Annotated in this window: 26 protein-coding genes and 1 pseudogene; 21 read left to right on the top strand and 6 right to left on the bottom strand. The window is 70.7% G+C overall.

Going from position 1 to position 26,800, the window contains the following annotated elements; translation table 11 throughout:
* The first annotated feature begins 67 nt into the window (after positions 1-67).
* The 13 genes from cpaB to ACIQOU_RS19620 all read left to right on the top strand — a co-directional run bounded on the left by cpaB (position 68) and on the right by ACIQOU_RS19620 (position 11,593).
* Positions 68-778 (top strand): Flp pilus assembly protein CpaB, encoded by a 711-nt coding sequence (gene cpaB / locus ACIQOU_RS19680; RefSeq protein WP_401538035.1) that lies wholly within the window; start codon positions 68-70, stop codon positions 776-778.
* 10 nt (positions 779-788) lie between these two features.
* The gene (locus ACIQOU_RS19675; RefSeq protein WP_401538034.1) at positions 789-2,036 is read left to right on the top strand and encodes a CpaE family protein; all 1,248 of its coding nucleotides are present in this window, start codon (positions 789-791) and stop codon (positions 2,034-2,036) included.
* Positions 2,037-2,666: 630 nt separating this feature from the next.
* Entirely contained in the window at positions 2,667-2,990 is a 324-nt protein-coding gene (locus ACIQOU_RS19670; protein ID WP_401538033.1) for a pilus assembly protein, read from the top strand.
* On the top strand, positions 2,987-3,370 hold the full coding sequence (locus tag ACIQOU_RS19665) for a TadE/TadG family type IV pilus assembly protein (RefSeq protein ID WP_401538032.1): 384 nt from the start codon (positions 2,987-2,989) through the stop codon (positions 3,368-3,370). Before ACIQOU_RS19670 ends, ACIQOU_RS19665 begins: the two co-directional genes overlap by 4 nt.
* 100 nt (positions 3,371-3,470) lie before the next feature.
* Positions 3,471-4,808, top strand: coding sequence for a CpaF family protein (locus tag ACIQOU_RS19660; protein ID WP_401538031.1), 1,338 nt, complete (start codon positions 3,471-3,473; stop codon positions 4,806-4,808).
* Positions 4,809-4,823: 15 nt separating this feature from the next.
* On the top strand, positions 4,824-5,768 hold the full coding sequence (locus ACIQOU_RS19655) for a type II secretion system F family protein (protein WP_401538030.1): 945 nt from the start codon (positions 4,824-4,826) through the stop codon (positions 5,766-5,768).
* A gap of 19 nt (positions 5,769-5,787) precedes the next feature.
* Positions 5,788-6,675 (top strand): DUF5936 domain-containing protein, encoded by an 888-nt coding sequence (locus ACIQOU_RS19650; protein ID WP_401538029.1) that lies wholly within the window; start codon positions 5,788-5,790, stop codon positions 6,673-6,675.
* Between the two features lie 22 nt (positions 6,676-6,697).
* The gene (locus ACIQOU_RS19645) at positions 6,698-8,278 is read left to right on the top strand and encodes a sensor histidine kinase (protein ID WP_401538028.1); all 1,581 of its coding nucleotides are present in this window, start codon (positions 6,698-6,700) and stop codon (positions 8,276-8,278) included.
* Between the two features lie 32 nt (positions 8,279-8,310).
* Positions 8,311-9,303, top strand: coding sequence for a response regulator (locus ACIQOU_RS19640; protein ID WP_401538027.1), 993 nt, complete (start codon positions 8,311-8,313; stop codon positions 9,301-9,303).
* Between the two features lie 129 nt (positions 9,304-9,432).
* Positions 9,433-9,630, top strand: coding sequence for a Flp family type IVb pilin (locus ACIQOU_RS19635; RefSeq protein ID WP_401538026.1), 198 nt, complete (start codon positions 9,433-9,435; stop codon positions 9,628-9,630).
* The gene (locus tag ACIQOU_RS19630) at positions 9,627-10,310 is read left to right on the top strand and encodes a pilus assembly protein TadG-related protein (RefSeq protein WP_401538025.1); all 684 of its coding nucleotides are present in this window, start codon (positions 9,627-9,629) and stop codon (positions 10,308-10,310) included. Before ACIQOU_RS19635 ends, ACIQOU_RS19630 begins: the two co-directional genes overlap by 4 nt.
* Positions 10,311-10,343: 33 nt before the next feature.
* Positions 10,344-10,931: a hypothetical protein gene (locus ACIQOU_RS19625; protein WP_401538024.1), complete on the top strand. Its 588-nt coding sequence runs from the start codon at positions 10,344-10,346 to the stop codon at positions 10,929-10,931.
* Positions 10,932-10,939: 8 nt separating this feature from the next.
* Positions 10,940-11,593, top strand: coding sequence for an OmpA family protein (locus ACIQOU_RS19620; protein ID WP_401538023.1), 654 nt, complete (start codon positions 10,940-10,942; stop codon positions 11,591-11,593).
* 412 nt (positions 11,594-12,005) lie between these two features.
* On the opposite strand, the gene ACIQOU_RS19615 is transcribed toward ACIQOU_RS19620, so the two are convergent.
* Positions 12,006-13,169 (bottom strand): hypothetical protein, encoded by a 1,164-nt coding sequence (locus tag ACIQOU_RS19615; RefSeq protein ID WP_401538022.1) that lies wholly within the window; start codon positions 13,167-13,169, stop codon positions 12,006-12,008.
* 98 nt (positions 13,170-13,267) lie between these two features.
* Between ACIQOU_RS19615 and ACIQOU_RS19610 the strand changes: the two genes are divergently transcribed.
* Positions 13,268-14,092 (top strand): alpha/beta fold hydrolase, encoded by an 825-nt coding sequence (locus ACIQOU_RS19610; RefSeq protein WP_401538021.1) that lies wholly within the window; start codon positions 13,268-13,270, stop codon positions 14,090-14,092.
* Between the two features lie 108 nt (positions 14,093-14,200).
* On the opposite strand, the gene ACIQOU_RS19605 is transcribed toward ACIQOU_RS19610, so the two are convergent.
* A complete protein-coding gene (locus ACIQOU_RS19605; RefSeq protein WP_401538020.1) occupies positions 14,201-14,554 on the bottom strand; it encodes a DUF192 domain-containing protein in 354 nt (117 codons plus the stop codon).
* Between the two features lie 179 nt (positions 14,555-14,733).
* Between ACIQOU_RS19605 and ACIQOU_RS19600 the strand changes: the two genes are divergently transcribed.
* The gene (locus tag ACIQOU_RS19600; protein ID WP_401538019.1) at positions 14,734-15,396 is read left to right on the top strand and encodes a hypothetical protein; all 663 of its coding nucleotides are present in this window, start codon (positions 14,734-14,736) and stop codon (positions 15,394-15,396) included.
* Complete coding sequence (locus tag ACIQOU_RS19595; protein WP_401538018.1) at positions 15,384-16,412, top strand: hypothetical protein; 1,029 nt, start codon at positions 15,384-15,386, stop codon at positions 16,410-16,412. The genes ACIQOU_RS19600 and ACIQOU_RS19595 overlap by 13 nt, the downstream gene beginning before the upstream one ends.
* Before the next feature lie 19 nt (positions 16,413-16,431).
* On the opposite strand, the gene ACIQOU_RS19590 is transcribed toward ACIQOU_RS19595, so the two are convergent.
* On the bottom strand, positions 16,432-16,920 hold the full coding sequence (locus ACIQOU_RS19590) for a DinB family protein (RefSeq protein WP_401538017.1): 489 nt from the start codon (positions 16,918-16,920) through the stop codon (positions 16,432-16,434).
* An 86-nt stretch (positions 16,921-17,006) separates the two neighbouring features.
* Between ACIQOU_RS19590 and ACIQOU_RS19585 the strand changes: the two are divergent.
* The 5 genes and pseudogenes from ACIQOU_RS19585 to ACIQOU_RS19565 form a co-directional block, all read left to right on the top strand.
* Positions 17,007-17,147: pseudogene (locus ACIQOU_RS19585) on the top strand (SAM-dependent methyltransferase); the annotation flags it as partial.
* A gap of 875 nt (positions 17,148-18,022) precedes the next feature.
* Positions 18,023-18,796, top strand: coding sequence for an isoprenyl transferase (locus ACIQOU_RS19580; protein WP_401538016.1), 774 nt, complete (start codon positions 18,023-18,025; stop codon positions 18,794-18,796).
* 340 nt (positions 18,797-19,136) lie between these two features.
* The gene (locus ACIQOU_RS19575; protein ID WP_401538014.1) at positions 19,137-20,462 is read left to right on the top strand and encodes a PhoH family protein; all 1,326 of its coding nucleotides are present in this window, start codon (positions 19,137-19,139) and stop codon (positions 20,460-20,462) included.
* 430 nt (positions 20,463-20,892) lie between these two features.
* Positions 20,893-21,591: a lytic transglycosylase domain-containing protein gene (locus ACIQOU_RS19570; protein WP_401538013.1), complete on the top strand. Its 699-nt coding sequence runs from the start codon at positions 20,893-20,895 to the stop codon at positions 21,589-21,591.
* A gap of 142 nt (positions 21,592-21,733) precedes the next feature.
* Positions 21,734-23,119, top strand: coding sequence for an AI-2E family transporter (locus ACIQOU_RS19565; protein WP_401538012.1), 1,386 nt, complete (start codon positions 21,734-21,736; stop codon positions 23,117-23,119).
* A gap of 103 nt (positions 23,120-23,222) precedes the next feature.
* Here ACIQOU_RS19565 and ACIQOU_RS19560 read toward each other — a convergent pair whose 3' ends face one another.
* Genes ACIQOU_RS19560 through ACIQOU_RS19550 form a run of 3 tightly spaced genes read right to left on the bottom strand, consistent with a single transcriptional unit; the run spans position 23,223 to position 26,760 of the window.
* On the bottom strand, positions 23,223-25,553 hold the full coding sequence (locus ACIQOU_RS19560) for an FtsX-like permease family protein (RefSeq protein WP_401538011.1): 2,331 nt from the start codon (positions 25,551-25,553) through the stop codon (positions 23,223-23,225).
* Positions 25,550-26,239: an ABC transporter ATP-binding protein gene (locus ACIQOU_RS19555; RefSeq protein ID WP_401538009.1), complete on the bottom strand. Its 690-nt coding sequence runs from the start codon at positions 26,237-26,239 to the stop codon at positions 25,550-25,552. The genes ACIQOU_RS19560 and ACIQOU_RS19555 overlap by 4 nt, the downstream gene beginning before the upstream one ends.
* Entirely contained in the window at positions 26,236-26,760 is a 525-nt protein-coding gene (locus ACIQOU_RS19550) for a PadR family transcriptional regulator (RefSeq protein ID WP_401538007.1), read from the bottom strand. Before ACIQOU_RS19550 ends, ACIQOU_RS19555 begins: the two co-directional genes overlap by 4 nt.
* Positions 26,761-26,800: the final 40 nt, after the last annotated feature.

Below are 26,800 nucleotides of genomic sequence, written 5' to 3'. Positions count from 1 at the left end.
CGCCGTTGCCCGCGTCCGCCGCTGTCCGCACTCCCCCGAGTGTCCCCACGATGAGGTTGTCCGGTTCATGAACTCACGTCAGCGCCGAGGCGTGCTCCTCCTGCTCCTGTCGGTCGTCTGCGCCCTCGGCGCCTTCGCCGGCGTCCTGTCCGTCGTCGACGACGTCAAGTCGAAGGTCGGACCCGAGGTCACCGCCTACCGGCTCAAGAAGAGCGTGGCGCCCTACACCACCCTGACCACGGACCAGTTCGAGAAGATCACCATGCCCAGGCGCTGGCTGTCACCGACCGCGATAACGAGCCTCGGCCAGATCCGCGGCAAGATCGCCGTCACCACCCTGCGCGAAGGCTCCCTGCTCCAGAGCGACATGATCGTCGACCAGCCCGCCCTGCGCCCGGGACAGCAGGAGGTCGCCATCATGATCGACGCGGCCACCGGCGTCGCCGGCAAGATCACCCCGGGCGCCACCGTCAACGTCTACGCCACCTTCGCGGGCGAACGCGACGGCGACCCCGCCCAGTCGAAGATCATCGTGACCAACGCCCGGGTCCTCGACGTCGGCAGGATCACCGCCCTCGACCCGAGCGAGGACGACGACCGGACGCGGGTGCCCACCGACGCCGTCCCGATCACCTTCGCCCTCTCCGCCCTCGACGCCCAGCGCATCACCTACGCCGAGTCCTTCGCCCAACGGGTACGCCTCGCCCTGGTCGCGCCCGGCGGCGACACGACGGTCCCGGACAAGGACCGCACGTACCAACTCGCGAAGGACAAGTGAGAGGCCCGCCATGCCCACGAGGATTCTTCCGGCGGTCGGCGACGCGGACGCGGTCCGCGCTCTCACCACGCTGCTCAGCCAGCTCCCCGACGCCGAACCGGTCACCCCGGTCACCGACTCCACCCAACTCGTCGACACCCTCGCCCGGTTGGCCTCCGAGTCCGTCGACGAGCTGCCCGAGATCGTGATCGTCCACGAACGCATCGGCCCCGTCCCGGCGTTGGAACTCATCCGGGAGGTCGCCCTGCGCTTCCCGGCCGTCGGCGTCATCCTCGTCACCACCGACGCCGGACCCGGCCTCTTCCAGGCCGCCATGGACTACGGCGCCCGCGGCCTGGTCGCCCTGCCCCTCAGCTACGAGGAACTCGCCAGCCGCGTCCAGGCAGTTGCCCAGTGGTCGGCCGGGGTCCGACGCCATCTGGGCGGCACCACCGACCAGTTCACCGGCAGCGGCGGCACCGTCGTCACCGTCAGCGGCGCCAAGGGCGGCGTCGGCACCACCCACACCGCCGTCCAACTCGCCCTGGCCGCACAGGCGTCGGGGCGGGGCGCCGCCCTCGTCGACCTCGACCTCCAGACCGGTGACGTCGCCTCCTTCCTCGACGTCCAGTTCCGCCGCTCGGTCGTCGACCTCGCCGCCCTCACCGACCTCTCGCCCCGGGTCCTCGCCGACGCCGTCTTCCGCCACGACACCGGGCTCGCCCTGCTCCTCGCCCCCGGCGACGGCGAACGCGGCGAGGAGGTCACCGACCGCGCCGCCCGCCAGATCGTCAGCGCCCTGCGCTCCCGCTACGAGGTCGTCGTCATCGACTGCGGCGCGCAGATCGGCGGCGCGGGGGCGGCGGCGGTGGAGATGGCCGACGTCGCGCTCCTCGTCACCACGCCCGACGTCATCGCCGTACGCGGCGCCAAGCGTGCCGTGCGCATGTGGGACCGCCTCCAGATCCGCAAGGCCGAGGAGACGACGGTGGTGGTCAACCGCCACACCCGCGCGACGGAGATCAACCCCCCGCTGATCCAACGCATCACCGGCACCCCGGTGGCAGCGACCACCATCCCCGCCAACTTCAAGGAACTCCAACCCACCCTCGACGCCGGCCGAGCCCACGAACTGGACGCCAGGAGCACGGTGAAACAGGCCATGCAGAGCCTGGCAGCAGAACTGGGCCTCCTCAACCCACCCCAAGTCCCCCCACCCCGCTCCCGCTCCCGCGCCCACCGCCCCCCAACCCCCTTCCGCAGACGCCGAGAGCCCTGAGAAGGGGGGGAAGGGAGGAAGGAGAGGGGTAGCCATGGGGACAGAGACGGGGAGGGAGGTACACCAATGCCGCCAAGGACACAACCACTTGAGCCAAGCGATACACCCCGGGCCCGGAGAGCGTGGGCCCACTTAAGGGCCCCGAGCGCTGCAACTGACGCCGAGGCAAGGCCCTTAAGGGCCCCGAGCGATGTGACTGACGGCGGGGCAAGGCCCTTAAGGGGCGCGAGCGATGTGACTGACGCCGGGGCAACGCCCTTAAGGGTCCCGAGCGCTGCAACTGACGGCGGGGCAAGGCCCTTAAGGGGCGCGAGCGATGTGACTGACGCCGGGGCAAGGCCCTTAAGGGGCGCGAGCGATGTGACTGACGCCGGGGCAACGCCCTTAAGGGGCGCGAGCGATGTGACTGACGGCGGGGCAAGGCCCTTAAGGGTCCCGAGCGCTGTGACTGACACCCGGGCAACGCCCTTAAGGGGCGCGGGGAACTGCGCGACCAGCCACGACGGCGCTGCACTCGACATACGACCCTGCCCGTCAGGGCAAACACCGGCCGACCGGGGTAACGAGGGTCGCGGGGGTAGCCGCCCCCTTCGGGCCGACCAAGGCCAGGTCACCATCGAGCTGCTAGGCATGACCCCAACGATCCTCATCACGCTGGTGTTGCTATGGCAACTAGCCCTACTCGGCTACACCTTCACCCTCGCGGGGAACGCCGCCGACGAAGCGGTAAGAGCCGCCACCGCAGCAGACGGCAACTGGCAGACCGCCTGCCAACAGAAGGGCGAGCGCACCCTACCCCCCGCCTGGCAACGCGAGGTGAGCTGCCACCCCGGCGCCCCCGGCTACCTCACCGCCGACGTCACCCTCAAGGTCCCCGTCCTGTTCCCGGGCACGATCACCTTCCCGTTCCGCGTACACGGCCACGCCGGAGCCGTACAGGAGGCGGACCGATGACCCCGTTCCGACGAGACGACCCCGGCGCCGGAACCGGCCACCAGGCCCCCGGCGACCGAGGCCAGGTGGCCTTGGAATACCTGGGGTTCCTCCCGATCCTGCTGCTGGTCGGCCTCGCAGCCGTGCAACTCGGCCTCGTCGCGTACACCGCCCAGCAGGCGGGAACGGCGGCCAGGGCGGGCGCCCGCAGCGCCTCACTGGACGGAACGGCGACGGAGGGCTGCGCGCAGGCGGTGAGCAGCTGGCTGGTGGCCCGCACGCACTGCGCTCCCGGGGGCGGCGGCGACGAGGTCACCGTCACCGCGTCCGTCGACATCCCCTCCGTCGTCCCGTTCTGGGACTTCGGCCAGGCCCACAGGACGGCGACGATGCCCCGCTGAAACACCCCGTAGTACCCGGAGAAACCCCCGAGAGAACCCGTAGTACCCGGAGAGCCCCCAAACCCTCCCCATCCCCGCAAAAGAAAGGAGCACCCGGAACATGAGTCTGCGGGCACGCATCAGCTCCCCCGAGGAGAACGGCGGCAAGGGCGAGGACGGCCACCTGGTCGCCTCCTACCGGGCCAAGCTCCTGGAGGAGATCGACCTCGCGGAGATGAGCGCGCTGGCCGCGGCCGAACGCCGGGCCCGGCTGGAGCGCGTCCTCGGCCACCTGATCAGCCGCGAGGGCCCGGTCCTGTCCACCGTCGAACGCGCCCAGCTGATCCGCCGCGTCGTCGACGAGGCCCTCGGCCTCGGCATCCTCGAACCGCTCCTGGAGGACGCCTCGATCACCGAGATCATGGTCAACGGCCCCGACGCGATCTTCGTCGAACGCGGCGGCCGGGTCGAACAGCTCCCGCTCCGCTTCCCCTCCCACGACCAGCTGATGCAGACCATCGAACGCATCGTCTCCACCGTCAACCGCCGGGTGGACGAGTCGAATCCGATGGTCGACGCCCGCCTCCCCTCGGGCGAGCGCGTCAACGTGATCATCCCGCCGCTCTCCCTCACCGGCGCGACCCTCACCATCCGCCGCTTCCCGCGCTCCTTCACCCTCCAGGAGATGATCGGCCTCGGCTCGCTCGACGAACCCATGCTGTATCTGCTGGCGGGCCTGGTGCAGGCCAAGTTCAACGTGATCGTCTCCGGCGCCACCGGCACCGGCAAGACCACGCTCCTCAACGCCCTGTCGGGGCTGATCCCGGACGGCGAACGCATCATCACCATCGAGGACTCCGCCGAACTCCAGCTCCAGCAGGCCCATGTGATCCGCCTGGAGTCCCGCCCGCCGAACGTCGAGGGCAAGGGCCAGGTCACCATCCGCGACCTGGTCCGCAACTCGCTGCGGATGCGCCCCGACCGCATCGTCGTCGGCGAGGTCCGCGGCGGCGAGTCCCTCGACATGCTCCAGGCCATGTCCACCGGCCACGACGGCTCCCTCGCCACCGTCCACGCCAACAGCGCGGAGGACGCCCTGATGCGGCTGAAGACACTGGCGTCCATGTCGGAGGTCGAGGTGCCGTTCGAGGCGCTGCACGACCAGATCAACAGCGCCCTCGACGTGATCATCCAGCTGACCCGGTTCGCCGACGGCGCCCGCCGGATCACCGAGGTCGCCATCCTCGACAGCCACGGCAGCGAACCGTACCGGCTGACCACCGCCGCCCGCTTCCGGGCGCAGCCGATGGCCGCCGACGGGCGCGTGTACGGGACGTTCGAGTACTTCCCGCTGCCGCGCCGCACCGCCGACCGCCTCCACCTGGCGAGCCAGCCCGTCCCCCCGGCGTTCGGCGTCGCCCAGCACGCGGACCAGCTGGCCACCCGAGAGACCCGGTAGGCAGGAACCCTCCCCATGACGCTGCGCACCCTCGTCCAACTCACCACCGGCATCACGCTGTTGACCTGCGTGCTGGCCGTCCTCGGCGTTCACGCGTACGCCACCGGGCGGGCCCAGCGCCAAGCCCTGGTCGAGCGCCTCTCGGCCGCCGGTCAGATCGAGACCCTCGGCCGCCGGCGCCGGTTCGCGGGCCTGGACCGCAGACTGCGCCGCACGAGGCTCGGCAGGAGACTCGAACTCCGGCTCGCGGCAACGGGGTTGGATGTCACGCCGGGGGAGTTCTTCGTCGGCATGGTCGCCGCCGTCGCCGGGCTCTGGCTGATCGGACAGGCCACCCTGGCGCCGTTCTTCGGGCCGATAGCGGGGCTGTTGGGCATCTGGGCGGCCGTCCAGTTCCTCAACTGGCAACGCCAGCAACGCATCGAGCGGTTCATTGGCCAACTCCCCGAACTCGCCCGCATCATGGCCAACGCGACCCAGGCGGGCCTCGCCCTGCGCACCGCGATCGGCATGGCCGCCGAGGAGCTTGAGGCCCCGGCCGGGGAGGAACTCGCCAAGGTGGCCAACCAGTTGGCGGTCGGCATCTCCATGGACGACGCGCTCGGCGAGCTGGCCGACCGGCTCCCGTCCCGGGAACTCGTCGTCCTGGTCACCACCCTCGTCCTCTCCCACCGGGCCGGCGGCCAGGTCGTCAGCGCCCTGCGCAACCTCACCGAGACCCTGGAGGAACGCAAGGAGACCCGCCGCGAGGTCCGCACCCAACTCTCCCAGGTCAACATGACCTCCTACGCCGTCCCCGCGCTCGGCGTCGGCTCCCTGTTCCTCATGAACGGCGTCAAGGACGGCGCCCTCGAACGCATGACCGAGTCACCGCTCGGGCAGACCGCGGTGGTCGTCGCCTTCGGCCTCTACACCATCGGCTTCGTCCTCATCCGCCGCCTGTCCCGCATCGACGTCTGAGCCGGAAGGGACGACAACCATGGCACTGCTCCTCGCCCTCGCCGCGGGCCTCAGCGTCTGGGGCATCTTCGCCGGCATCCGCCTCTACCGGGCCGACGCCAGACTCCCCGCCGACCTCGCCCTCGCCCTGGAGGTCGGCGCCACCCGCACCGGCGCCGTCGACTCCCTCGTCGACCGCCTCGGCATGCGCTACGCGCCGCTCGTGCTGCGCCTGATGGGCCCGAAACTGGTCGCCCGCCAGCGCGCCAGGATCGACCTCGCGGGCAACCCCGGCGGCCTCACCCTCGACCGCTACGCGGCCCGCCGCGCGGTCTACGGGTTCCTCGGCGGGGTCGGCGGGCTGGTGTTCCTGTTCAAGGGGAACCTCCTGATGACGGTGATCCTGTTCGCGTTCGGCGCGTTCTGGACCGAGGTCGGCATCTGGTCGGCGATCCGCATCCGCAAGGACGTCATCGAACGCACCCTCCCCGACTTCCTCGACGTCCTCGCCGTCGTCGTCGGCGCGGGCCTCGGTTTCCGGCAGGCCCTGGAGCGTGTCGCCGCCCGCTACGAGGGCCCCTGGGCCGACGAACTCCGCATCACCCTGCGCCAGATGGACCTCGGGGTGAGCCGCCGGGAGGCCTTCGCGCAGCTGCGCCGCCGCAACGACTCCGAGCAGGTCGCCCTGTTCGTCACCGCCCTCCAGCAGGGCGAGGAACTCGGCGCGCCGATCGTCGACACCCTCGTCTCGCTCGCCAGGGACATGCGGCGCACCGACGCGCAGAACGCCCGCCGCAAGGCCGCCCGCGCGGTCCCCAAGGCCACCATGATGATCACGACGTTCATGGTCCCGGCCACGATGATCCTGCTCGGCGCCGGTCTGCTCCTCGGCTCCGGCACCGACTTCGGCACCCTCACGGGCAAGTAGCGGACGACGGGCGGTGGATGGCATGACGACGACGAGAGAACGCCTCGGGCTGGCCCGCCGCCGCCCCAGAACCCCGGAGATCACCACGCCCCCGCCCGGCACGGTCCTCCCGGCCCACACCCGCACCGGCGCCCCGGACATCCCCGTCACCTCGGCGACCCCGGCCCTCCCCCCGGGCTGGGAACCAGCGGCCGCCCCGTCCACACCGTTCACCCCGTCCCCGTCTCCGGCCCCGCCGCTCCCGCCGCCGTTCCCCACGCCGGGCGCCGCCACCCCCGTCGGCCACCCTGAAACCGACCCCGAGCCCGACCCTGATCCCGGCCCTGAAACCGCTCCGGCCCAGGGACCGCCGGGTGCCCCTCCCCGTACTCCCACCATCCCGATCCAGGTCAACGCGCTTCAGGCGATGTGCCGGCAGGTGTTCGGGTTCCGGCTCGCGATGATCGCGCTGGCCGCGCCCTCCGCGCTCGTCAACGCCGCGCCCGGGGTGGCGACCCGGCTGGTCGGCGTGGCCGTGGTCGTCACCTTCATGAGCTCGTACGTGCTGTTCCGGGACTGGGAACGCTTCGGTCCGCTCCTGCTGCGCCACCCCGTGCTGCTGGCGGTGGACACCCTCCTCGGGTCGCTGCTGCTGATCTCGGCGGGCCCGGACACCACCATCGCCTACGTCAGCGTCTGCACCCCGCTGCTGGCCGGCATCGTCTACGGCTGGCGCGGCGCCGCTCTGTTCGCGTCCCTCCAGTCGGCGATCCTGCTGCTGGTCTACGCGACCAGGAAGGGCCTGGACGTCACCCCGTCGGACACGTTCATCCTGCCGGGGCTCTGTGTCATCGCCGGTGCGGCGGGCTCGGCGCTGCGCAACCTGATGCTCCGGTTCGGCGCCGCCACCGAGGCGCTGACCGCCGTGCGGGCCCGCCTCGCGGTCACGGAGGCGGTGAGCGCCGAACGGGCCCGGCTGGCACGGGAGATGCACGACTCCGTCGCCAAGACCCTGCACGGCGTGGCGCTCGCGGCCCAGGGCCTCGCGGAGTCGGCGAGCGCACCCCGGATCGACCCCCGACTGGTCCGGCGGCAGGCGGAGTCGGTGGCCCGCTCGGTCCGCCGCGCCGCCGTCGAGTCCCGGGAACTCCTCGCCGACCTGCGCCACGAGTCCGACCCGCACCACACGACCGACGTCCTGGCCGAACTCGCCGCCCGCACACGGGACATCAGCACCCGCACCGGCCTCACCGCCGTCTACCGCCCCACCGGCGAGCAGACGGCGCCGCCGGTTCCGCCCGCCGTGGCACGGCAGTTGCTCACCATCGTGACGGAGGCGCTGGAGAACGCCCACCGGCACGCGGGCCCGGCCCGGGTCGACGTGCGGGCCGGGGTCCACGGCGACCTGCTATGCCTCAGCGTCCACGACGACGGCCGGGGTCTGCCGCCGGGCACCGACCTCGAACAGCTGCGCAACGCGGGCCACTTCGGCCTGGTCGGCATGGTGGAACGGGCCGCGTCCGTCGGCGCCCGCATCCGGATCGGCCGGGGCGACCACCCGCACGGCACCGAGGTCCGCCTCGAACTCCCGCTGGCCGCCCTCACGGCAGCGCCGCCCGCATGACCGCCCCCACGCCCCGAGAGGGGGCCCGCCCGATGCCGGACCGGATGCCCGACCCGACGGCCCCGAGCCCGTTCGACGCCTTCCCGCCGACGCCAACTCCCGCTGAACCGCTGCGCGTTGTGGTCGCCGACGACAACCCCGTGGTCCGCGCCGGACTCACGGCCCTGCTCTCCGGGCGCGTGGGCATCGAGGTCGTCGCGGAGACGGCGGACGGCCGCCAGGCCTACGAGGCGGCCCGCGAACTCCGGCCGGACATCATCCTGTTGGACGTCCGGATGCCCGGCGTCGACGGCCTCTCGGCGCTGCCGTACCTGGTGCCGATCGCCCCCGTGATGATGCTGACGTACAGCGGGGAGCCGGAGACCGTCCAGGAGGCGCTGCGCCGGGGCGCCGGTGGCTATCTCGTCCACGGCGAGTTCACGGCGGACCAACTCGTCACCGCCGTACGGGAGATCGGACGCGGCGGGGCCCACTTCACCCCGACGGCGGCGGAAGCCCTGCTGGAGCAGGTGCGCGGGCAGCGGGGGAGGGGCGGGGAGCCGCCGCCCGACGCCCTGGACAGTGCGAATGCACACGAGTACAACCCCCTTTCCCGGTCAACTTCACCTCGTCAAACACCGGTCACTCCAAAGGTTTTCGGCCTATCATCGCCGTCAGCCTCCACAATTTCTTCAGATTTACCTTCACGAGTGCAACCAGGTGTGGGAGAGTCGTCGTCATCGAGGTGGGCGAACGGCTGGCCGGCCGTTCCCGACCGGTCCGGGTTCCGACTGAGTGCGAGGGAGGCGGAGATCATGGACCTCATCGCGTCCGGCATGAACAACCAGCAGATCGCCGCCACCTGCTTCATCAGCGAGAAGACCGTCAAGAACCACATCAACCGCATCTTCGCCAAACTCCACAGCACCAGCCGCTCCGAGGCCGCCGCGAAATGGCTCGGCACGGCACGCGACCAGGGCACGACATCCGTCCAGGGCACGGCAGAACGGGAGTCCGGGACCAGAGGAGACGTGTGGTGGCGGTGAGGCGGACGAGGCGGGAGTTACACGACCGCGTTCCGGTTTGGGCCCGGCTCTGGGCCCAGGGGCCCTCGGGCGGACGGCCCGGCGCGGCATACGGTTCCGGCGTCGACAGCGGCTCGGGAGGGGAACACCATGAACAGCTGGGTCACCACCACGGTCTCGCGTCTCAGGGCCCGCGCGGCACGCGGCGACGAGGGCCAGACGGCCGTCGAGTACCTGGGCATCATCGCGGTGGTCGTGGCGATCGTGCTGGCCATCACGGGCACGGACATCGGGCAGACGATCTTCAACGCGATCACCGACAAAATCACCGAAGTCACCGGAGCTTGACCCGAGTTCGCCGGTTCGACGACGCGGGGCAGGCCTTCCCCATCTACCTCACGGTGGTGGGAGGCCTGCTCTTTCTCGCGTTCGCCTACCTCGCGGTCGGCCAGGCCGCCGCGACCCGCAACGGCGCCCAGACGGCGGCTGACGCGGCGGCCCTCGCGGCGGCCCAGGACACCCGGGACCAGCTCGCGGGCGCGTGGCTTGACACCGTCCTCGACCCCACGAAGTGGGGAGACATCCTCGACGGCGACACGGCGATCCTGAACGGCTGCCCGCGCGCGTACCAGTTCGCGGGGCGGAACGGGTCACATGTGGTCGATTGTGCCCCGCAGTTGGCGGAGCTGAGCTACACCATCAGGGTGCAGACGAACGAACCCGTAGGGGACACCATCGTGCCCGGCACCGAGGGGACGTACGCCAAGGCGTCCGCCAAGGCCGTGATCGAGCCGCTCTGCACCTTCGAGCCGCCGACCGACGGCGACGGCACGGGCACCGACCCGGGCGACGACGGCACCGATCCCACCCCCTCTGCGGACCCCACCCCCTCCGCCGACCCCAGCGCCCCCGCGGACCCGGTGCTGCCGAGGCTCACCTGCGAGGACCGGGACTGGGACCTCGACCCGGACGACCTCGGCAGCCTGCCCGAGCCCAAGGATCTCTTCGACGTCCATCTGGCCGACTGACAGCGCACGACGAATGATGAAGGAAGCGGAGTCATGAGCATTCGGTTCACTACGAAGGCCCGCAGGGGCATGGTCGCACTGACCGTCGCGGCCGGCCTGGCCGTCGGTGTGGCCGGTTGCGGCGGAGACGACGGTGGCGGCGACGGCAAGAACTCCGGGGCGTCGGCCTCCGCGGCCCGGACCGGCGACTCGGGACCGAGCGCCCAGGAAGCCACGTCGGACACCCCGATGGCCGAGCTGAAGGGCCCCAACGGCCTTACCCTCCAGATCAGTTCGGCCACCCGCGACTCGGGCGGATTCGTCACCGTGAGCGGAGTCCTGAAGAACGACAGCGGCAACACACTGAACCTGCCTGCCCAGTTGAGCGGCAACGAGACCGAGATCATCCGCAACGGCCGTTCCCTCGGCGGCGCGACCCTGGTCGACCCCAAGGGCAAGAAGCGCTACTACGTCCTGCGCGACACGGACGGCCGCCCGCTGACCACGACGGGCATCACCTCCGTCAAGTCCGGCGCCACGGTACCGGTGTTCATGCAGTTCCCAGCGCCGCCCAGCGGCACGGACGACGTCTCCTTCCAGCTGCCGATGTTCGCGCCCGCCGACATCACGATCTCCGGTTGAGGCCGACCATGACCGCCACCCGCACCCCGGCCGCCCCCGGGACACCACGCCTCGCCCTCACCCTCACGACCACCTCGCTGCTGGTCGTCACCCACCTCCTCGGCGCCACCCCGGCCCACGCCGACGACGACCCCGGCGTCCCGCCCGGCACCGAGGCCAACGCCGCCGCCCCCGTCAAGGTCGACGGCAACGACCCCGACCTCAAGCTTCCCGAGGGCGCCACCCTCGCCACGCCCAAGGTCCTCGACATCAAGTCGGTCGTGGAGGACCAGAGCGGTGACGAACGCCGCGAGGACACCAACTCGGACGTGAAGTTCGCCCTCCAGGCCGAGGTCCTCTTCAGCAAGGACAGCGCGAAACTGAGCGGCGAGGCGAGGTCCCGGATCACCGGCATCGCCGACGAGATCGAGAACCAGAACGCCACGAAGATCCGCGTCTTCGGCTTCACCGACGACCTCGGCTCCGCGGCCCACGGCGACGTGCTGTCCCGCCAGCGCGCCAACGCCGTGCAGGACGTCCTCTCCCAGGAGTTGAACAGCCCCGACATCACCTTCGAGGTCCGCGGCTACGGCGAGCAGTACCCCATCGCCGACAACTCCACAGAATCAGGCCGCAAAAAAAACCGCCGAGTAGAAGTCTCCTTCCCCCGAACAACCAACTAGCCCCACCGTGGGGCGGGGCTGTATCGATGTGCGGCTGCGCCGCAGCGGGCGCGACCAGCTTCGGCACGTGTCAAGTGACGCTGCGAGAACCCACCGTTTTTAAGGGGCGCGGGGCTGTATCGATGTGCGGCTCCGCCGCAGCGGGCGCGACCAGCTTCGGCACGTGTCAAGTGACGCTGCGAGAACCCACCGCTTTTAAGGGGCGCGGGGCTGTATCGATGTGCGGCTCCGCCGCAGCGGGCGCGACCAGCTTCGGCACGTGTCAGGTGACGCTGCGAGAACCCACCGCTTTTAAGGGGCGCGGGGAACTGCGCGACCAGCCACGACGCACCGGCACCCGCAAACGCACCCGCAAGCCCCCCGAATGTCAACGCACCGGCACCTGCAAACGCACCCGCAAGCCCCCCGGGCGTCAACGCATCGCCCACCTCACAACCGCCGCCGCAGCGCACCCCGCACCCCCACCCCCGAACCGGACCGTCAGGCCCTGAGCCCGACCACCCGCACCCCCAACCGCCCGCACCGCATCCCGCACCCGCCCGACCAACCGCCCCCGCATCCCCACATCACCCCCCACCTCACGAACCACCGCCCGCACCGCCCCCATCACCTCACCCTCCGCTCCCCGGTGATCCACCCGCCGCCCCAGATCCGCCCACTCCACCCGCTCGTCACAACACCCGTGCGCGGAGAGCAACTCCACCTGCAACGCCTGCGTATTGTTCGCCGGCGGCAGCCACACCGTCGGCACCCCGGTAGCCGCCGCGTCATAGACGTTCCCGAGCCCCGGCGTCATGAAGGCGCACGCGGATTCACTCATCATCCGCAGCACCTCGGCCCGGCCGTACGTGCCGACGACAATCCCACCCCCCACACCACCCCCCACGTCGGCCAGATCGCGCGCCGTACGCCGCCCGGTGGCCACCACCACCCGCCGCTCCGCCGACGTCCCCGCCCGCACCGCGGCCACCACTAGCCGGGCGTACGCGGCGGTGTCCCGAGGCTGCCAGAACGGGTTCTGCAATCCCCCCAGATTCACCAGCACGTCCCGCCCACCGGCCCGCCACCGCGGCCCCGGCGCGATGAACGGCGGGACAACGACCGCCCGCCGCGCCAACTCCCGTTCCGCGGCGACCCGTTCCCGTACCCCGAAGAAGTCCTGCGCGATGTAGAGGACGGAGGGTTCCCGCACGACGGCCGGGATGCACGGCCAGTACCAGGTCAACGCGTCGTACACCGCCACCCGCAGCCCCGCCCGGCAGCCGAGCGCGGCCATCGGAAAGTCCATGGCGGTGAGCAACAGGTCGTACTCACAGGCCAGTTGGCGCAGCAGGGCGAGCCGCTCGCCCTCCGCCAGTCCGGTCACGTCGTGCACCGCCGCGTAGGGCGGCATGTGCTGGAGATCCAGGGTGTGTTCGGCACCGAGGTAGCCCAACCGGGCACCGAGGCAGGCCAGTTCATCGGCGAGGATCGCCGCAGCGGCCGCCGGCCCGAACCCGAACGGCTGCGCGGTGACCAGAATCCGCGGCCCACCCGCCGCCCCGGACGCCGCCCCCGACCCCGAGTGCCCGCCCACGCCGCCCCGCTCTCCGCCGGATCACCGCACTCATCGGTACGCTGAGTGTCGACGCCGTGACGTTACGTCGTCGCGGAACTTCGTGACGGGGGAGCACCATGAATTCACCCGCGCGTGCCACCACCGGACGCCTGCCCGTCCCCGGCGCGATCCTGTACCACGAGGTCCGCGGCCGCACCGGACCACCCCTGCTCCTGCTCGCCGGGGGCAACTCCGACGCCGCCGTCTTCGAGGCCCTCGCCGCCTGCCTCGCCACCGACCACCGCGTCCTCGTCCACGACCCTCGCGGCAACTCCCGCAGCCCGCTCGACGGGCCGCCCGTCGACCAGCGCGTCGAGGAACACGCCGACGACATCGGCCGATTGCTGGACCATCTGGTTCCGACGGGGGAGCCGGTCGCCCTCTTCGGAAGCTGCGCGGGAGGGCTCGCGGCCCTGCACTTCACGGTCCTGCACCCGGAGCGGGTCAGCGCGCTGGTCGTCCACGAACCGCCCGCCTTCCGCCTGTTGCCGGACGCCGACGACCACATGCGGCTCGTCGACACCGTCGAGGAGATCCGGCACCGGGAGGGGACGGGCGCGGCCATGGCGGCGCTGGCGGTGCTGTTCGGCGGGCGTCCGGCGCCCGATCTGCCCGAGGCGCGCGACAACACCGAGTTTTTCCTCGCCCACATGCTGCGGCCGTCCACGCGGTACCTGCCCGACCTCGACGCGGTCGCCGCCGTGGCCGCGCGGATCGCCGTCGCGGGCGGCACGGGCTCCCGCGACCAGACCGTCCACCGCCCGGCCCGCGCCCTCGCGGCCCACCTGGCGCAGGAGTTGGTGGAATTCCCCGGCGGCCACGTGGGCTACGCGAAGCACCCCCACGAGTTCGCGACCGTCCTACGCCGAACGCTGGCGAAACTACCGAGGGTTGAGAACTGAAGGCGTCAACGGCAATACACACAAGCCCACTTGCCCCGCCCCGCACGTTCCCTGGCTCCGCAAGCTCTCCCGCCCCGCGCACTCCCTGGCCCCGCACGCTCCCTCGCCCTACACACTCACCCGCACCTGAACGCCGACCCGAATCCCCCACCCGGCCATCGCCCCCGCCTCGGCCTCCAGCACATGGCGTGACCGCAGCCGGGGCCGGCCCAGTCGCCCTGGCTTCATGGTGCGCACGGCGATCACCCGCAGCCGCCGGTCGAGATAGGCGACGTCGATCGGAATCCGCATCCGGAACGTGTGCACGCTGTTCGCGGGCGACAGCAGCATCACCCCGTCGACCGAGTCCCGCCCCAACAGCCCCTTCGTGCGGGCCCGATAGGAAGCGGCGACCTCCAACGCGACGGTGACACCGCCCGGCACGGCCAACGTCCCGTGCCCGTCCCGCCATTGACGCCCCATGCCCGAACCCCTCCCGTTCCGGATGCGGTTACGCAAACGTGACCCCTCAACCGCAACTGTGACGAACCATTTTGGCCTCATACGCTCCATCCAGGGCCTGTCATGACCCTGGTGCCGCCGCAAGTGGCTGGATAGCGTTACTTCGCTGGAGACAATTCCCACCCGCCCAGGAGCCGACAGTGAACCGCCGCCCCACCGTGCTAGCAGCGCTCACCTTGACCACCGTCACGGCCCTGTGCCTGTCCGCCTGCGGAAACGACGACACGACCGACAACGCCAAGGACACCGGAAAGATCGCGGGAGCGGACACGGACGAGAAGACGTCGGCGTCTCCGACCCCGAGTGCGGCGGACTCGGCAGGGCGGCCGGAGATCACTTTCCCGTCCGACGCCAAGAACGTCTTCAAGGATCAGAAGACCGGCAGCGCGGTGAAGGACGCGGTCGTCGCGGACAGCGCTCTGGCCACCAATGCCGTGGACGAGGCGATTTTCCAGGGGAGTACCGGTACCAAGGCGCTGGGCTTCTACAACACGGGCAAAGCGCTGAGCAATTCGATCACCTATGTCCAGCAGTACATCGACAAAAGCAATACCTGGGTCGGCGAGACCCGCTACTACGACTACAAGGTGACCCTGTCGGGAGACAAAGCGGCCTACGTCGCCTACTGCTCCGACGAGAGCGACTCGTACATCAAGAACAAGAAGACCAAGAAGGTCGACAAGTCGCCCGGCACCTCGAATTCATTCGTGGAGTACCACACCAAGCTAGCCAAGAACGCCAAGGGCGTCTGGCAGACCACTGACATCGCTTCGACCCGGGGGAGCAAGGCGTGCCAGCAGTAAGGAGTTCGGCGAGAGGTGGGACCGTTCTGGCCCTGGCCCTCGGTCTTGTCCTCGTCTCCTCCCCGGCGTTCGCCGGCCGGGACGGAGTCGAATCGAACGGTGGGTCGGACCAGAGCGCCGCCTCCGACGGCACCGGCAAGGTGTCCGTCACCGTCGGCGGCGTCGTCTTCGACCGTTCCAAGAACGGCAGCGGAGGTTCCGCCGGGGCGCTGACGTCGGCCACCGACTGGACGCCGCCCGCGTGCTGGTACGCGCCGAAGTACACGCCCGAGCAGCTGGAGAAGGAGCGGCTGCCGATCTGGGCCGCCGAGTCGACCGGCTACGAGTGGGACGCCCAGCAGCGCGACCGGTACGTCAACGGCAAGCCGTACAAGGACTTCAACAAGGACAAGACCGGCAAGGGCTACTGGTGGGACGCGTACGTCAACGAGAGCTTCCCGCCCGGCTGGGACTCCTGCACCGAAGACACCTTCTGGGTGGACACGGGTGACGCCCCGCCCGCGACCGTCAAGAACGCGATCACCCCGCAGATCCTCGCCGAACTCGCCTACGCCGAGATCCGCGTGCCCGGCACCAAGGTGACCCTGGCCCCGGCGGACACCACGAAGGTCAACCTCCCCACCTGGGCCTGGCTGGACGCGGCGGCGTTCAAGCCCGTCTCCGTCACCGCGTCCGTCCCCGTGCTGAACCTCACCGCGACCGCGATCGCGGAGCCGCAGAGCCTCCAGATCGACCCGGGCACCTCGGACGCGGTGACCTACCCGGCCTCCGGGGCCTGCGCGGTCAACGGCGGCCGGATCGGTGAGCCCTACGCCCAGGGCAAGGCCGGGCAGACCCCGCCCTGCGGAGTGAAGTACCTGCGCTCCTCGGGGGACGGCTCCTACCCGCTCAAGGCCACCGTCACCTGGAAGATCCACTGGACCGGCACCGGCGGCGCGGGCGGCGACCTCCCCGACGGCACCTTCGGAGCGACCCAGAACGTCGTCGTGCAGGAGATCCAGTCGGTCAACCGCTGAGCCCCCCACCCACGGCCGCTCACCCCGGAAGCCGGTCCCCCGTCGCCCCGTCGATCAGCTCCCGCACGATGTCCATGTGCCCGGCGTGTCTCGCCGTTTCCTCGATCATGTGGACCAGGACCCAGCGCAGGGACACCTCGCCGTCGCGCCAGGCGGGCCGGCCCGGCGCGTCCAGGGGGAGCCCGGCGATCGTGGCGTCGGCGGCGGCCCTGGCCCGGCCGTAGAACGCGACGATCTCCGCCGTCGTCTCCCCCTGGTCCGCGCGCATGTCCTGGTCGCTGTACGGGTCGAACCACAACGGCTCCGCCTCGCCGCCGAAGGTCTCCACGAACCAGCCGTACTCCACCGACGCCAGATGCTTCACCAGGCCCAGCAGACTGGTGCCCGACGGCGTCAGCGGGCGGCGCAGCCCCTCGTCGTCCAGCCCCGCCAACTTGCCCAGCACGGCGTCCCGTTGCCGGTCCAGGCTGGCCCGCAGTGTCTCCCGTTCTCCACCCGTCTCTGTCATGCCGGAAAAGTAGCAGCGACCACTGACAACACCCTGCGACCATGCCGCTCATGACCTCCCCCCGCTCCTTCGAGGACCTCGTCGCCGTGCCCGGCTTCACCGTCGAGGCATACGTGGACCGGGTGCGCGCCCTCCATGAGCGGATCGAGGCCGAGGGGTCCTTCGTCGCGTACAGCAGCCGTCATCTCGTCGACGCGCGCAAGAAGCGGCCCGCCCCGGGGGCGTGAACCCTTCGGCGCACGCCGTCGGTGGGCGCCGTTCTCCTGAAAACCGGCGATGGCCAGGAACGGTCGTTCGAAGGGAGAGCGGCCTCTGAGGAGGGGCGGTTCGCGGATACCGGGCCTCTGAGGTGTTCGGCGCCCTGCATTCACAGGTCAGGGTGCGGTTTCCACATCGTTATCGAGGGTGTCTCGCATCCTTGGCATGCCTCACGTAGCTTCGAGTCAAGGTAATTCGCGTGAGCAAAGCTGCGCGGGCGGCACCGCGCGGTGGAGGGGGCCGCGCGGTGCCGCGGTGCCGTCCCGCGTCCTTCTCTGCCCGGTGTCCCGTCATGAGGCTTGAAGACGTCAAAGAGACACGCGGTGACATGTCACCCGAGTGGGGGATGGGGCGACGCGGCGCCACGCCCGGGAAATTGTGCACGCGATCCCCATGATCTCCATGCATTCCGCCCAACTACCCTGAGAATGTGCTGTGTTTCGGCCATGAACGAGGTGCGCGGAAGGCCTTTCAAGGCCATCCCGGCGTCGCCGTTCGAATTCGGAGAGTAGTTGTCTTGCGTCAAAGCACGCAGCATCACTTACGAAGGGTTATGGTGGAAACCCCCCCTCGGGCCGGTCCGTCTCCCCCCCCACGGACCGGCCCGTTTTTCTTGCCCCCGTTCCCTCGCGCGACGGCCCCTCTCCTCCTCGCCCACCGCGCCGGTTTCCGCCCGGCGCCCGTGTCCCCGTTGGCCTCCGGCCCACCGCGCGGGGGTAGGCTTCGTCACCGGGGACCCGTCGTACGGAGTGACCCCGGACCGCCAACGGACAGGGCCCGCCCTCGGCCGAGTGCCGAGCCCGGATCGCGCCTGTCCGATCCCTACGGAGGGGCTGACAATCACGTGAACCTGCGCGACAAGCTGCGTGGCCTGCTGGTCAGGCTGTACGCACGCCGGGTGGAAGGTCACCTGGACCACGCTCAGGTGCCCAAGCACATCGGCGTCATCATGGACGGCAACCGACGCTGGGCCAAGGCAGCGGGATCGAGCAGTGTGCACGGCCACCGGGCCGGCGCCGAGAAGATCGAGGAGTTCCTCGGCTGGTGCTCCGAGACCGACGTCGAGGTCGTCACCCTCTGGCTGCTGTCGACGGACAACTTCGACCGCCCGCAGGACGAACTCGGCCCGCTCCTCGGCATCATCGAGGACGTCGTACGCACCCTCGCCGCCGACGGCCGCTGGCGCGTGCACCACGTCGGCGCCCCCGACGTCCTGCCCGCCCCCATGCAGACCGTGCTCAAGGAAGCGGCCGACTCCACCGCCCACGTCGACGGCATAGTCGTCAACGTCGCCATCGGCTACGGCGGCCGGCAGGAGATCGCCGACGCCGTGCGCTCCATGATCGTGGACGCCGCCGACAAGGGCACCTCCCTGGAGGAACTGGCCGACTCCGTCACCGTCGACCGGATCGGACGCCACCTCTACACCAAGTCCCAGCCCGACCCCGACCTCGTGATCCGCACCAGCGGCGAACAGCGGCTGTCCGGATTCATGCTGTGGCAGACAGCCCACTCCGAGTACTACTTCTGTGAGGTCTTCTGGCCGGCCTTCCGCAAGGTCGACTTCCTGCGCGCCCTGCGCGACTACGCGGCCCGCCACCGCCGTTTCGGCGGCTGACCGCCGCGCCCCGGACACCTCTCGGGACACGTACGTAACAAGGAGTTCACCGGCACGCCGCCCTGCCCAGTGGCATGGTCGCGCCTCCTGAAGGGCATAACCCTGGCAGGTCGACGCCCGAACCACGGGTGTCGTATCTCAGCGGACGGCACGGGGCCGTCCGCCCGGGAGGCCCGTTGCACCAGCCCTACCGTCCGATCACGGCACGGACACAGCAGTGGAGGGCCGGTTTCCGGCCCGTGCAAGGCGGCCGACGACCGGTCGGGCTCAGACCCGCCCTGCCGAACCCGGTATCCCACTCCGTCGCTCCCCGACCTCTTCCGAGGGGGTACGTCCTTCCGTGGTGACCAGCGCGAAGCGCCGCACGTCCGACCGGCGCACCTATGTACTCGACACCAGCGTCCTGCTGGCCGATCCCAACGCCCTGACCCGGTTCGAGGAGCACGAAGTGGTGCTCCCGATCGTCGTCGTCACGGAACTGGAGGCCAAGCGGCACCATCCCGAACTCGGCTACTTCGCCCGGCAGGCCCTGCGGCTGCTGGACGACTACCGGGTGAAGTTCGGCCGCCTCGACGCCCCCATCCCCATCGGGGAGTTGGGCGGGACGGTCCGTGTCGAGCTGAACCACTCGGACCCCAGCGTGCTGCCCAGCGGCTACCGGCTGGGGGACAACGACTCCCGCATCCTGGCCGTCGCCCGCAATCTCCAGGCCGAAGGGTTCGACGTCACCGTCGTCTCCAAGGACCTGCCGCTGCGGATCAAGGCGTCCTCCGTGGGCCTGCTCGCCGAGGAGTACCGGGCCGAACTCGCCATCACGGAGAACTCCGGCTGGACCGGCATGTCCGAACTGACGGTCCCCGGCGAGCAGGTGGACATCCTCTTCGAGGAAGGCCACGTGTACGTCCCGGAGGCCGCCGACCTCCCCGTGCACACCGGCCTCACCCTCCAGTCCGAGCGCGGCAAGGCACTCGGCCGGGTGAGTCCCGACGGCACCGTCCGCCTCGTGCGCGGCGACCGGGAGGCGTTCGGCATCAAGGGCCGCAGCGCCGAACAGCGCATCGCGCTCGACCTGCTGCTCGATCCGGACATCGGGATCGTGTCGATGGGCGGCCGGGCCGGCACCGGCAAGTCGGCGCTCGCCCTGTGCGCGGGCCTCGAAGCCGTCCTGGAGCGCCGCCAGCACAAGAAGGTGATGGTGTTCCGGCCGCTGTACGCGGTCGGCGGCCAGGACCTCGGCTATCTGCCGGGCTCCGAGTCCGAGAAGATGAGCCCCTGGGCGCAGGCGGTCTTCGACACGCTCTCCGCGGTCACCAGCCGCGAGGTCATCGAGGAGGTCACCGCCCGCGGCATGCTGGAGGTGCTGCCCCTCACCCACATCCGCGGACGCTCCCTGCACGACGCGTTCGTCATCGTGGACGAGGCACAGTCCCTCGAACGGAACGTCCTGCTGACCGTGTTGTCGCGGATCGGCGCCAACTCACGGGTGGTGCTCACCCATGACGTGGCCCAGCGCGACAACCTCCGGGTCGGCCGCTACGACGGTGTCGTCGCCGTCGTCGAGAAGCTGAAGGGACATCCGCTCTTCGCGCACGTCACCCTCACCAGGTCCGAGCGGTCCCAGATCGCCGCCCTGGTCACCGAGATGCTGGAGGACGTGCAGCTCTAGAGGCGACACGCGCGGCCCGACAGAGGCCGCCCACGCGGTGGTTGGCGCCGCCCGGCAAAAGGCTGTGAGCCTAGCCGGGCGGCGTCTTCGCGTGCGGAGGTTTCTCGAAATGACCTGCGCCAAACGGGATGTGAGCTTTCACACGCGACCGGGAATTGCCTTGGGGCGTAGCCATACGGCTAGAGTCTCGTTCCTGTCAGGCCCCGCATACGACACACATGTACCCCCACGGGTACAGACACCACTTGAGCACCACCGCCAACTCCACAACGTCGTCGTATGCCGCCCGAGTCACCACGCGGCCGCTCCCGCAGGGGAGTTGTCCACCGGGCCCGCGCCTCCCGTGACCCCGCAGTACGGAGGCCAGCGCCAAGGGGCACGATTGCGTCCGCCACGGTCACCGAAGCGGGCGATGCTGGAAGGAAACCGTGTGAGCCGGATTTCGGTCCGGGGATTCGCAGTGGCCTCGGCCACCGCGGTCACCGCAGTCGGAAGCGTCGTCGGTGTTGCCTCGGGCAGCGTCGCGCAGAACAACGACGCCGAGGCAACGGCAGCCGACGCGACGCTCCTCGCGGACATCCCCACCGGTCAGCAGGCGCAGGTGCAGACCGCGTCCCTGACGCAGCAGGCCGAGACGCAGGCCATCGCGGCGGACGCGTCCGCCAAGAAGGACGCGGAGGAGTCGGCCCGCAAGGAGGCCGCCAAGACCGCGATCGCGAAGAAGGAAGCCGCGGAGAAGGCCGAGAAGCTGGCCAAGGAGCGCGCGGAGGCCAAGAAGGCCGCCGCCAGCCGCGACTCCAGCCGTGACGCCTCCAGCTTCCCCGTGCAGTCGTCGTACACGGTCGCGCAGATCCAGGCGATGGCCCGGCAGATGGTGCCGGACGCGCAGTTCCAGTGCTTCAGCAACATCGTGAACCACGAGTCCAGCTGGAACATGAACGCGACCAACGCCTCCTCCGGGGCCTACGGTCTCTTCCAGGCGCTGCCCGCCTCCAAGTACTCCTCGGCCGGTTCCGACTGGCAGTCGAACCCGGCGACCCAGATCAAGTGGGGCCTCAACTACATGGACAGCCGCTACGGCAGCCCGTGCGAGGCCTGGTCCTTCTGGCAGGCCAACAGCTGGTACTAGCCCGGCAGGCGCCCGTTCGCCTTCCCCGCTCAACTCCGCGCAGCCCCTCCCCGTCCTAGGGGGAGGGGCTGTCGCCCTGTACGGTCGGATGCGCAAAGGTCCCGGGGGAGTGGTGGGGCACGACGGGGGAAGAGGATCGATCATGTCGAGAGTGCCAGGGTGGCTCGGTCGCTTCGGTGCCCGGCTGACCGAGATGAGTGAACGGTTCAACGAGCGCCGCGCCGAGGCCGAGCGGGAGGACGACGACGCCGCCGACCCCGGCCGCCCGCGCCCCGCCCCCGCCGACGCCGCCGCACCCCACGAGCACGCCCCCGAGATCCTCCAGGTCGTCAGCCGCCCCGACCCCGCGCACGCCGTGCCCTGGGGCGTGCGGGTCGCCGCCGAGGCCAGTTGGCGGCTGCTGGTGCTCGCGGGGACGCTGTGGGTGCTGATGCGGGTCATCAGCGCCGTCCAGCTGCTCGTCCTCGCCTTCGTCACCGCGCTGCTCATCACCGCGCTGCTCCAGCCGACGGTGGCCCGCCTGTGCCGGTACGGGATGCCGCGAGGTCTGGCCACCGCGCTCACCGCGATCCTGGGCTTCATCGTCATGGGGCTGATCGGCTGGTTCGTCACCTGGCAGGTCGTCGAGAACATCAACAACCTCTCCGACCAGATACAGGACGGCATCGACGAACTGCGCAAGTGGCTGCTGAACAGCCCCTTCCACGTCACCGACACGCAGATCAACCAGATCGCCAAGAACCTCCGCGAGGCGATCGGCGCCAACACCGACCAGATCACCTCGGCCGGACTCGAAGGCGTCCAGGTCGTCGTGGAGGCCCTCACCGGCATCCTGCTGACGATGTTCTCCACCCTGTTCCTGCTCTACGACGGCCGGCGCATCTGGGAGTGGACGCTCAAGCTGGTCCCCGCCGGCGCCCGCCCCGGCGTCGCGGGCGCCGGACCGCGCGCCTGGCGCACCCTCACCGCGTATGTGCGCGGCACCGTCCTGGTCGCCCTCATCGACGCCATCTTCATCGGCCTCGGCATCTACTTCCTCAATGTGCCGATGGCCGTCCCGCTGGCCGTGTTCATCTTCCTGTTCTCCTTCATCCCGCTGGTCGGCGCGGTCGCCTCGGGCGCCCTCGCGGTCGTCGTGGCGCTGGTGACGCAGGGCGTGTTCACCGCCGTGATGACCCTCGCCGTGGTCCTCGCGGTCCAGCAGATCGAGGGCCATGTCCTCCAGCCGTTCATCCTGGGCCGCGCGGTCCGCGTCCACCCGCTCGCCGTGGTGCTGTCGGTGGCGGGCGGCGGCATGATCGCGGGCATCGGCGGCGCGGTCGTCGCGGTGCCGCTGGTGGCGGTCACCAACACCGTCGTCGGCTATCTGCGGGCCTACGCCCACGGCCAGACCGTCGCCGTCGCCCACGCCGCCCGGCAACCGCAGACGGCCCCCGCAGCGCCCCCGAACGACGCCACCGACCCGGGCTCCACGACCGGCGGCCCGTCCGGCGGCACCGACGCCGGGGGCGAATCCAAGGACGCGTGACCCTCGTCGCCGTTCGCCGCCCCAAGAAGTCCGGCCGGTACGGACGTTGAACCGGGCCCCTCCCCACGGGCGGGGGAGGGGCCCGGCGGCGTCGTGGGCGTGGTTACTCGGTGCGCAGGCCCTCCGGGCGCATCAGGCGGAGCAACGGCGGCAGACTCAACGCCGTCACCGCCATCACGACCGCCGCGCCGAAGCCGCTCATCGCCAGCACCCCGGCCCAGTCGATCCGCACCTGCGCGCCGACCATCCGCAGCAGCACCGTGCCCAGGGTCAGCCCCACCACGGCGGCCAGCAGCAGCCCGAGGCCGACCGGCAGCGCCGACTGCCACAGCACCGACAGGCTCAGCGTGCGCCGCCGGGTACCGAAGGCGACCAGCGACGACAGCAGCTTCCTGCGCTCCCGCAACTGCTCCAACTGCCCCACCAGCAGGCTCGCGCCGATCAGCGCGAGGACCGCCGCCGCGCCCACGAACAGCCCGGTGCGCAGCGTGGCGAACTCCGCCGTGCGCTCCGTGGCGACCAGCGTCTCCGGCTGGAGCAGGACATCGACACCGGCCGCCGTGTCGCGCACATGCTCCTTGGCGTCCGCCACCTTCGGGTCGAGGGACAGATAGACCACCCTGTGCACCCCGGCCGCCGCCGCGCTGGGCAGCGCGCCGTCGGTGACCAGGAGCCCGGACCGCTTCATGCCGGTCGGGTCCGTGCGGGTCCGCGCCTGCTTCAGGTCCTTCGGCGGCTGCCAGGCGACCCGGCCCAGCGGCTCCTCGTCGCTGAAGGAGGGGTTGAGGTAGAGCTTCTTGTGCGACGTCAGCACCGACGTCGTCCAGGAGTCCTCCGCGCCGCCGGTCAGCGCGAAGACGTCGCCGTCCCGGCAGCTCGGCAGCGCGGCCAGCTCACGCAGCGAGGCACAGTCCCCGACGCTCACCTCCGTGCTGTTCTTCGGCTCCACGGGGCCGTCGCCGATCTGGGAGTTGCCGATCGCGACGACCTTGCGCACGCCCTCGGTGTCCCGCATGGCGTCGGAGACCCGGGACGCCGGCGCCCGGTCGGTCACCGACATCTGCATCTGCGCCCGTTCCAGGTCGTAGCCGGTCTGCTTGCTGTACTGGGCGTCGACGCCGGTGAAGAGCATCTGGAGGGCGATCGCACCGGCCACGGCCACCGCGATGCCGTTGACCATGCGGGCCGCCGAACCGCTGCTCAACTGGAGCCGCCTGACCGCCAGTTGCCAGGACAGCGGGCCGGTGCCGAGGCGGGTGACGACGCTCTCGACGACCCAGGGCAGCAGCGCGGTGACGCCGACCAGGAGCAGCAGGACACCGCCGGTGACCAGGTACTGGTTGAAGGTGCCGCCGTCGTCGCCCTGACCGATCATCGGGTACAGCGCGGCCAGACCGGCCACCGGCAGCAGCAGCCGCCACCACAGCCGACGCCGGGCGGGCTTCGTCGTGCGGACCACGCCGAGCGGTTCGATGACGACCCCGCGCAGCGCGAGCAGCGTCACCAGCACCGCCGCCGCCGGGACCGCCAGCAGCACCAGGGCGACCAGCGCGGGGGCCGGGGTGAGGTAGCTCGGGAACACACTGACCCCGAACACCTCGACGCTGGACGCGATCTGACGGGCAATCAGAAAGAAACCGGCGCCGAACACGAGCCCGAGCAGCGCGCCCGCCATCGCCTCGCCCGCCGCGATCCGCCGCACCATCCGGCTGTCCGAGCCGACCAGTCGCAGCGCGGCCAGCCGACGGTCGCGGCGCTCGCCGCCGAAGCGCACGGCGGCGGCGATGAACACCCCGACCGGCATCAGCAGCACCACGAACACCACGAGGATCAGCAGCGCCATCACGGGGTCTTCGGAGCCGTTCGGGGCGGTGCTGCCGAAGTGGTCGAGCCGGGCCACGGTCGGCGGGTCGATCCGGTCCGCGAGGCCGGACACGCCCGCGTAGTAGGCGAGTTCCCGCGAGCCGATCAGGCCGACCTCGCCGATGGTCCCGGACACCCGGTACGGCAGCCGCGTCCGCAGCTCCTTGCCGGCCGCGGAGTCCAGCAGCTCCTTCAGCGCGGGCGAGACGACCATGTCCCCGGCGGCCGGGTACCGGTGCAGCCCGGGCGGCAACGGCGCCTTGACGCCCTCCGGTTCGAGGAGCCGGCCGCGCACGTCGGCGCCGTGGAACTCGGTGTCGTTGTCCGCGACGACGAAGGTGTCGGCGGCCTTCTTCACCGGCGTGAAGACATAGGTGGCGTCCTGGCGTGCCGCCTCCCGTTCCTTGCGGACGGTCAGGGCGTTCGGCAGGGCCGTGGTGATCAGCAGCAGCGCCACCCCGAGCCCCACGCCGACGGCCGTGAGCAGCGCCCGCACCCATCCCTCGCGCCCGCCGCCGAAGGCGAACCTGACGCCCAGCCCCAGGTCTCTCGACCACTGCCGGGGGCTCATACCGCGCGCTCCATGTCCCGTGACCTGCCGTCCCGTACGACGATCTCGCGGTCGGAGTAGGCGGCCACCCGGGCCTCGTGGGTCACCAGGACCACGGCGGCACCGGCGGTGCGCGCGGCCTCGGTGAGCAGTTCCATCACCCGCTCGCCGTTGAGGGAGTCGAGGGCGCCGGTCGGCTCGTCGGCGAACACCACCCGCGGGTCGGTGACCAACGCCCGTGCCACCGCGACCCGTTGGCCCTGTCCGCCGGAGACCTCACCGGGGCGCTGGCCGCCGAGGCCGTCCACCTCCAGGCGCTCCATCCAGGACAGCGCGGTGCGTTCGGCGAGCTTGCGCGGGGTGCCGTTCAGCCGCAGCGGCAGCGCGACGTTCTCCACGCAGGTCAGCTCCGGCACCAACTGGCCGAACTGGAACACGAATCCGAACTCCGAGCGGCGCAGGGCGCTGCGCTGCGTGTCGTTCATGGTGGCCATCTCCTGGCCGTCGTACCGGATCGACCCGGAGTCCGGGGTGACGATCCCGGCGAGGCAGTGCAGCAGCGTCGACTTCCCGGACCCGGAGGGGCCCATGACGGCGACGACCTCGCCGGGGTGGATGGAGAACGCGGCGCCGTCGAGCGCGAGCGTGCTGCCGTACGCCTTGCGCAGGTCGTCGGCGGCGAGCAGGGAACCGGCGGGGTGCGTCACGGGTTGACCGCCTCACGGAGCTTGTCGAGACGCGCCGTGGCCAGCTCCAGCCAGCGCAGGTCCGCCTCCAGGTGGAACAGGGCGTGGTCGCAGATCAGTTGGTCGGCGAGATCGCCCTTGCGCTTGCGGTCGGTGAGGATGCGCATCATCCGCAGATGCTCCGACCGCTGCGTGTCGAGCACATCGGCCGCGTCCCGCCGCGTCAGCAGCGCGAGCACGACCTTGGTGTACAGGGTCGACTGGAGATACGGCTCGGGCGGCTCCGGCGTCACCAGCCACCGTTCGACGTCGGTGATCCCCGCCTCGGTGATCGCGTACCGCTTCCGCTCGGGCCCCCCGCCCGCCTCGATGCCGTCGACCTCGACCAGACCGTTCTTCAGCAGCCGGGACATCGTCGAGTAGACCTGGCCGTAGTGCAACGGCCGGTCATGACCGAACTTCTCGTCAAAGGCCCGCTTCAGGTCGTAACCATGCCGGGGCCCGGACTCAAGGAGCCCTAGGAGTGTGTGACCGATGGACATGGGGAGGACTATACACGGTGGGTATACCTGCTGTGTATAC

Origin of the sequence: Streptomyces sp. NPDC091279, from assembly GCF_044757465.1 — a bacterium.
GTDB lineage: Bacteria > Actinomycetota > Actinomycetes > Streptomycetales > Streptomycetaceae > Streptomyces.
Note: the sequence above shows the minus strand (reverse complement) of the source record. Positions and strands in the feature narration are given on the sequence as shown.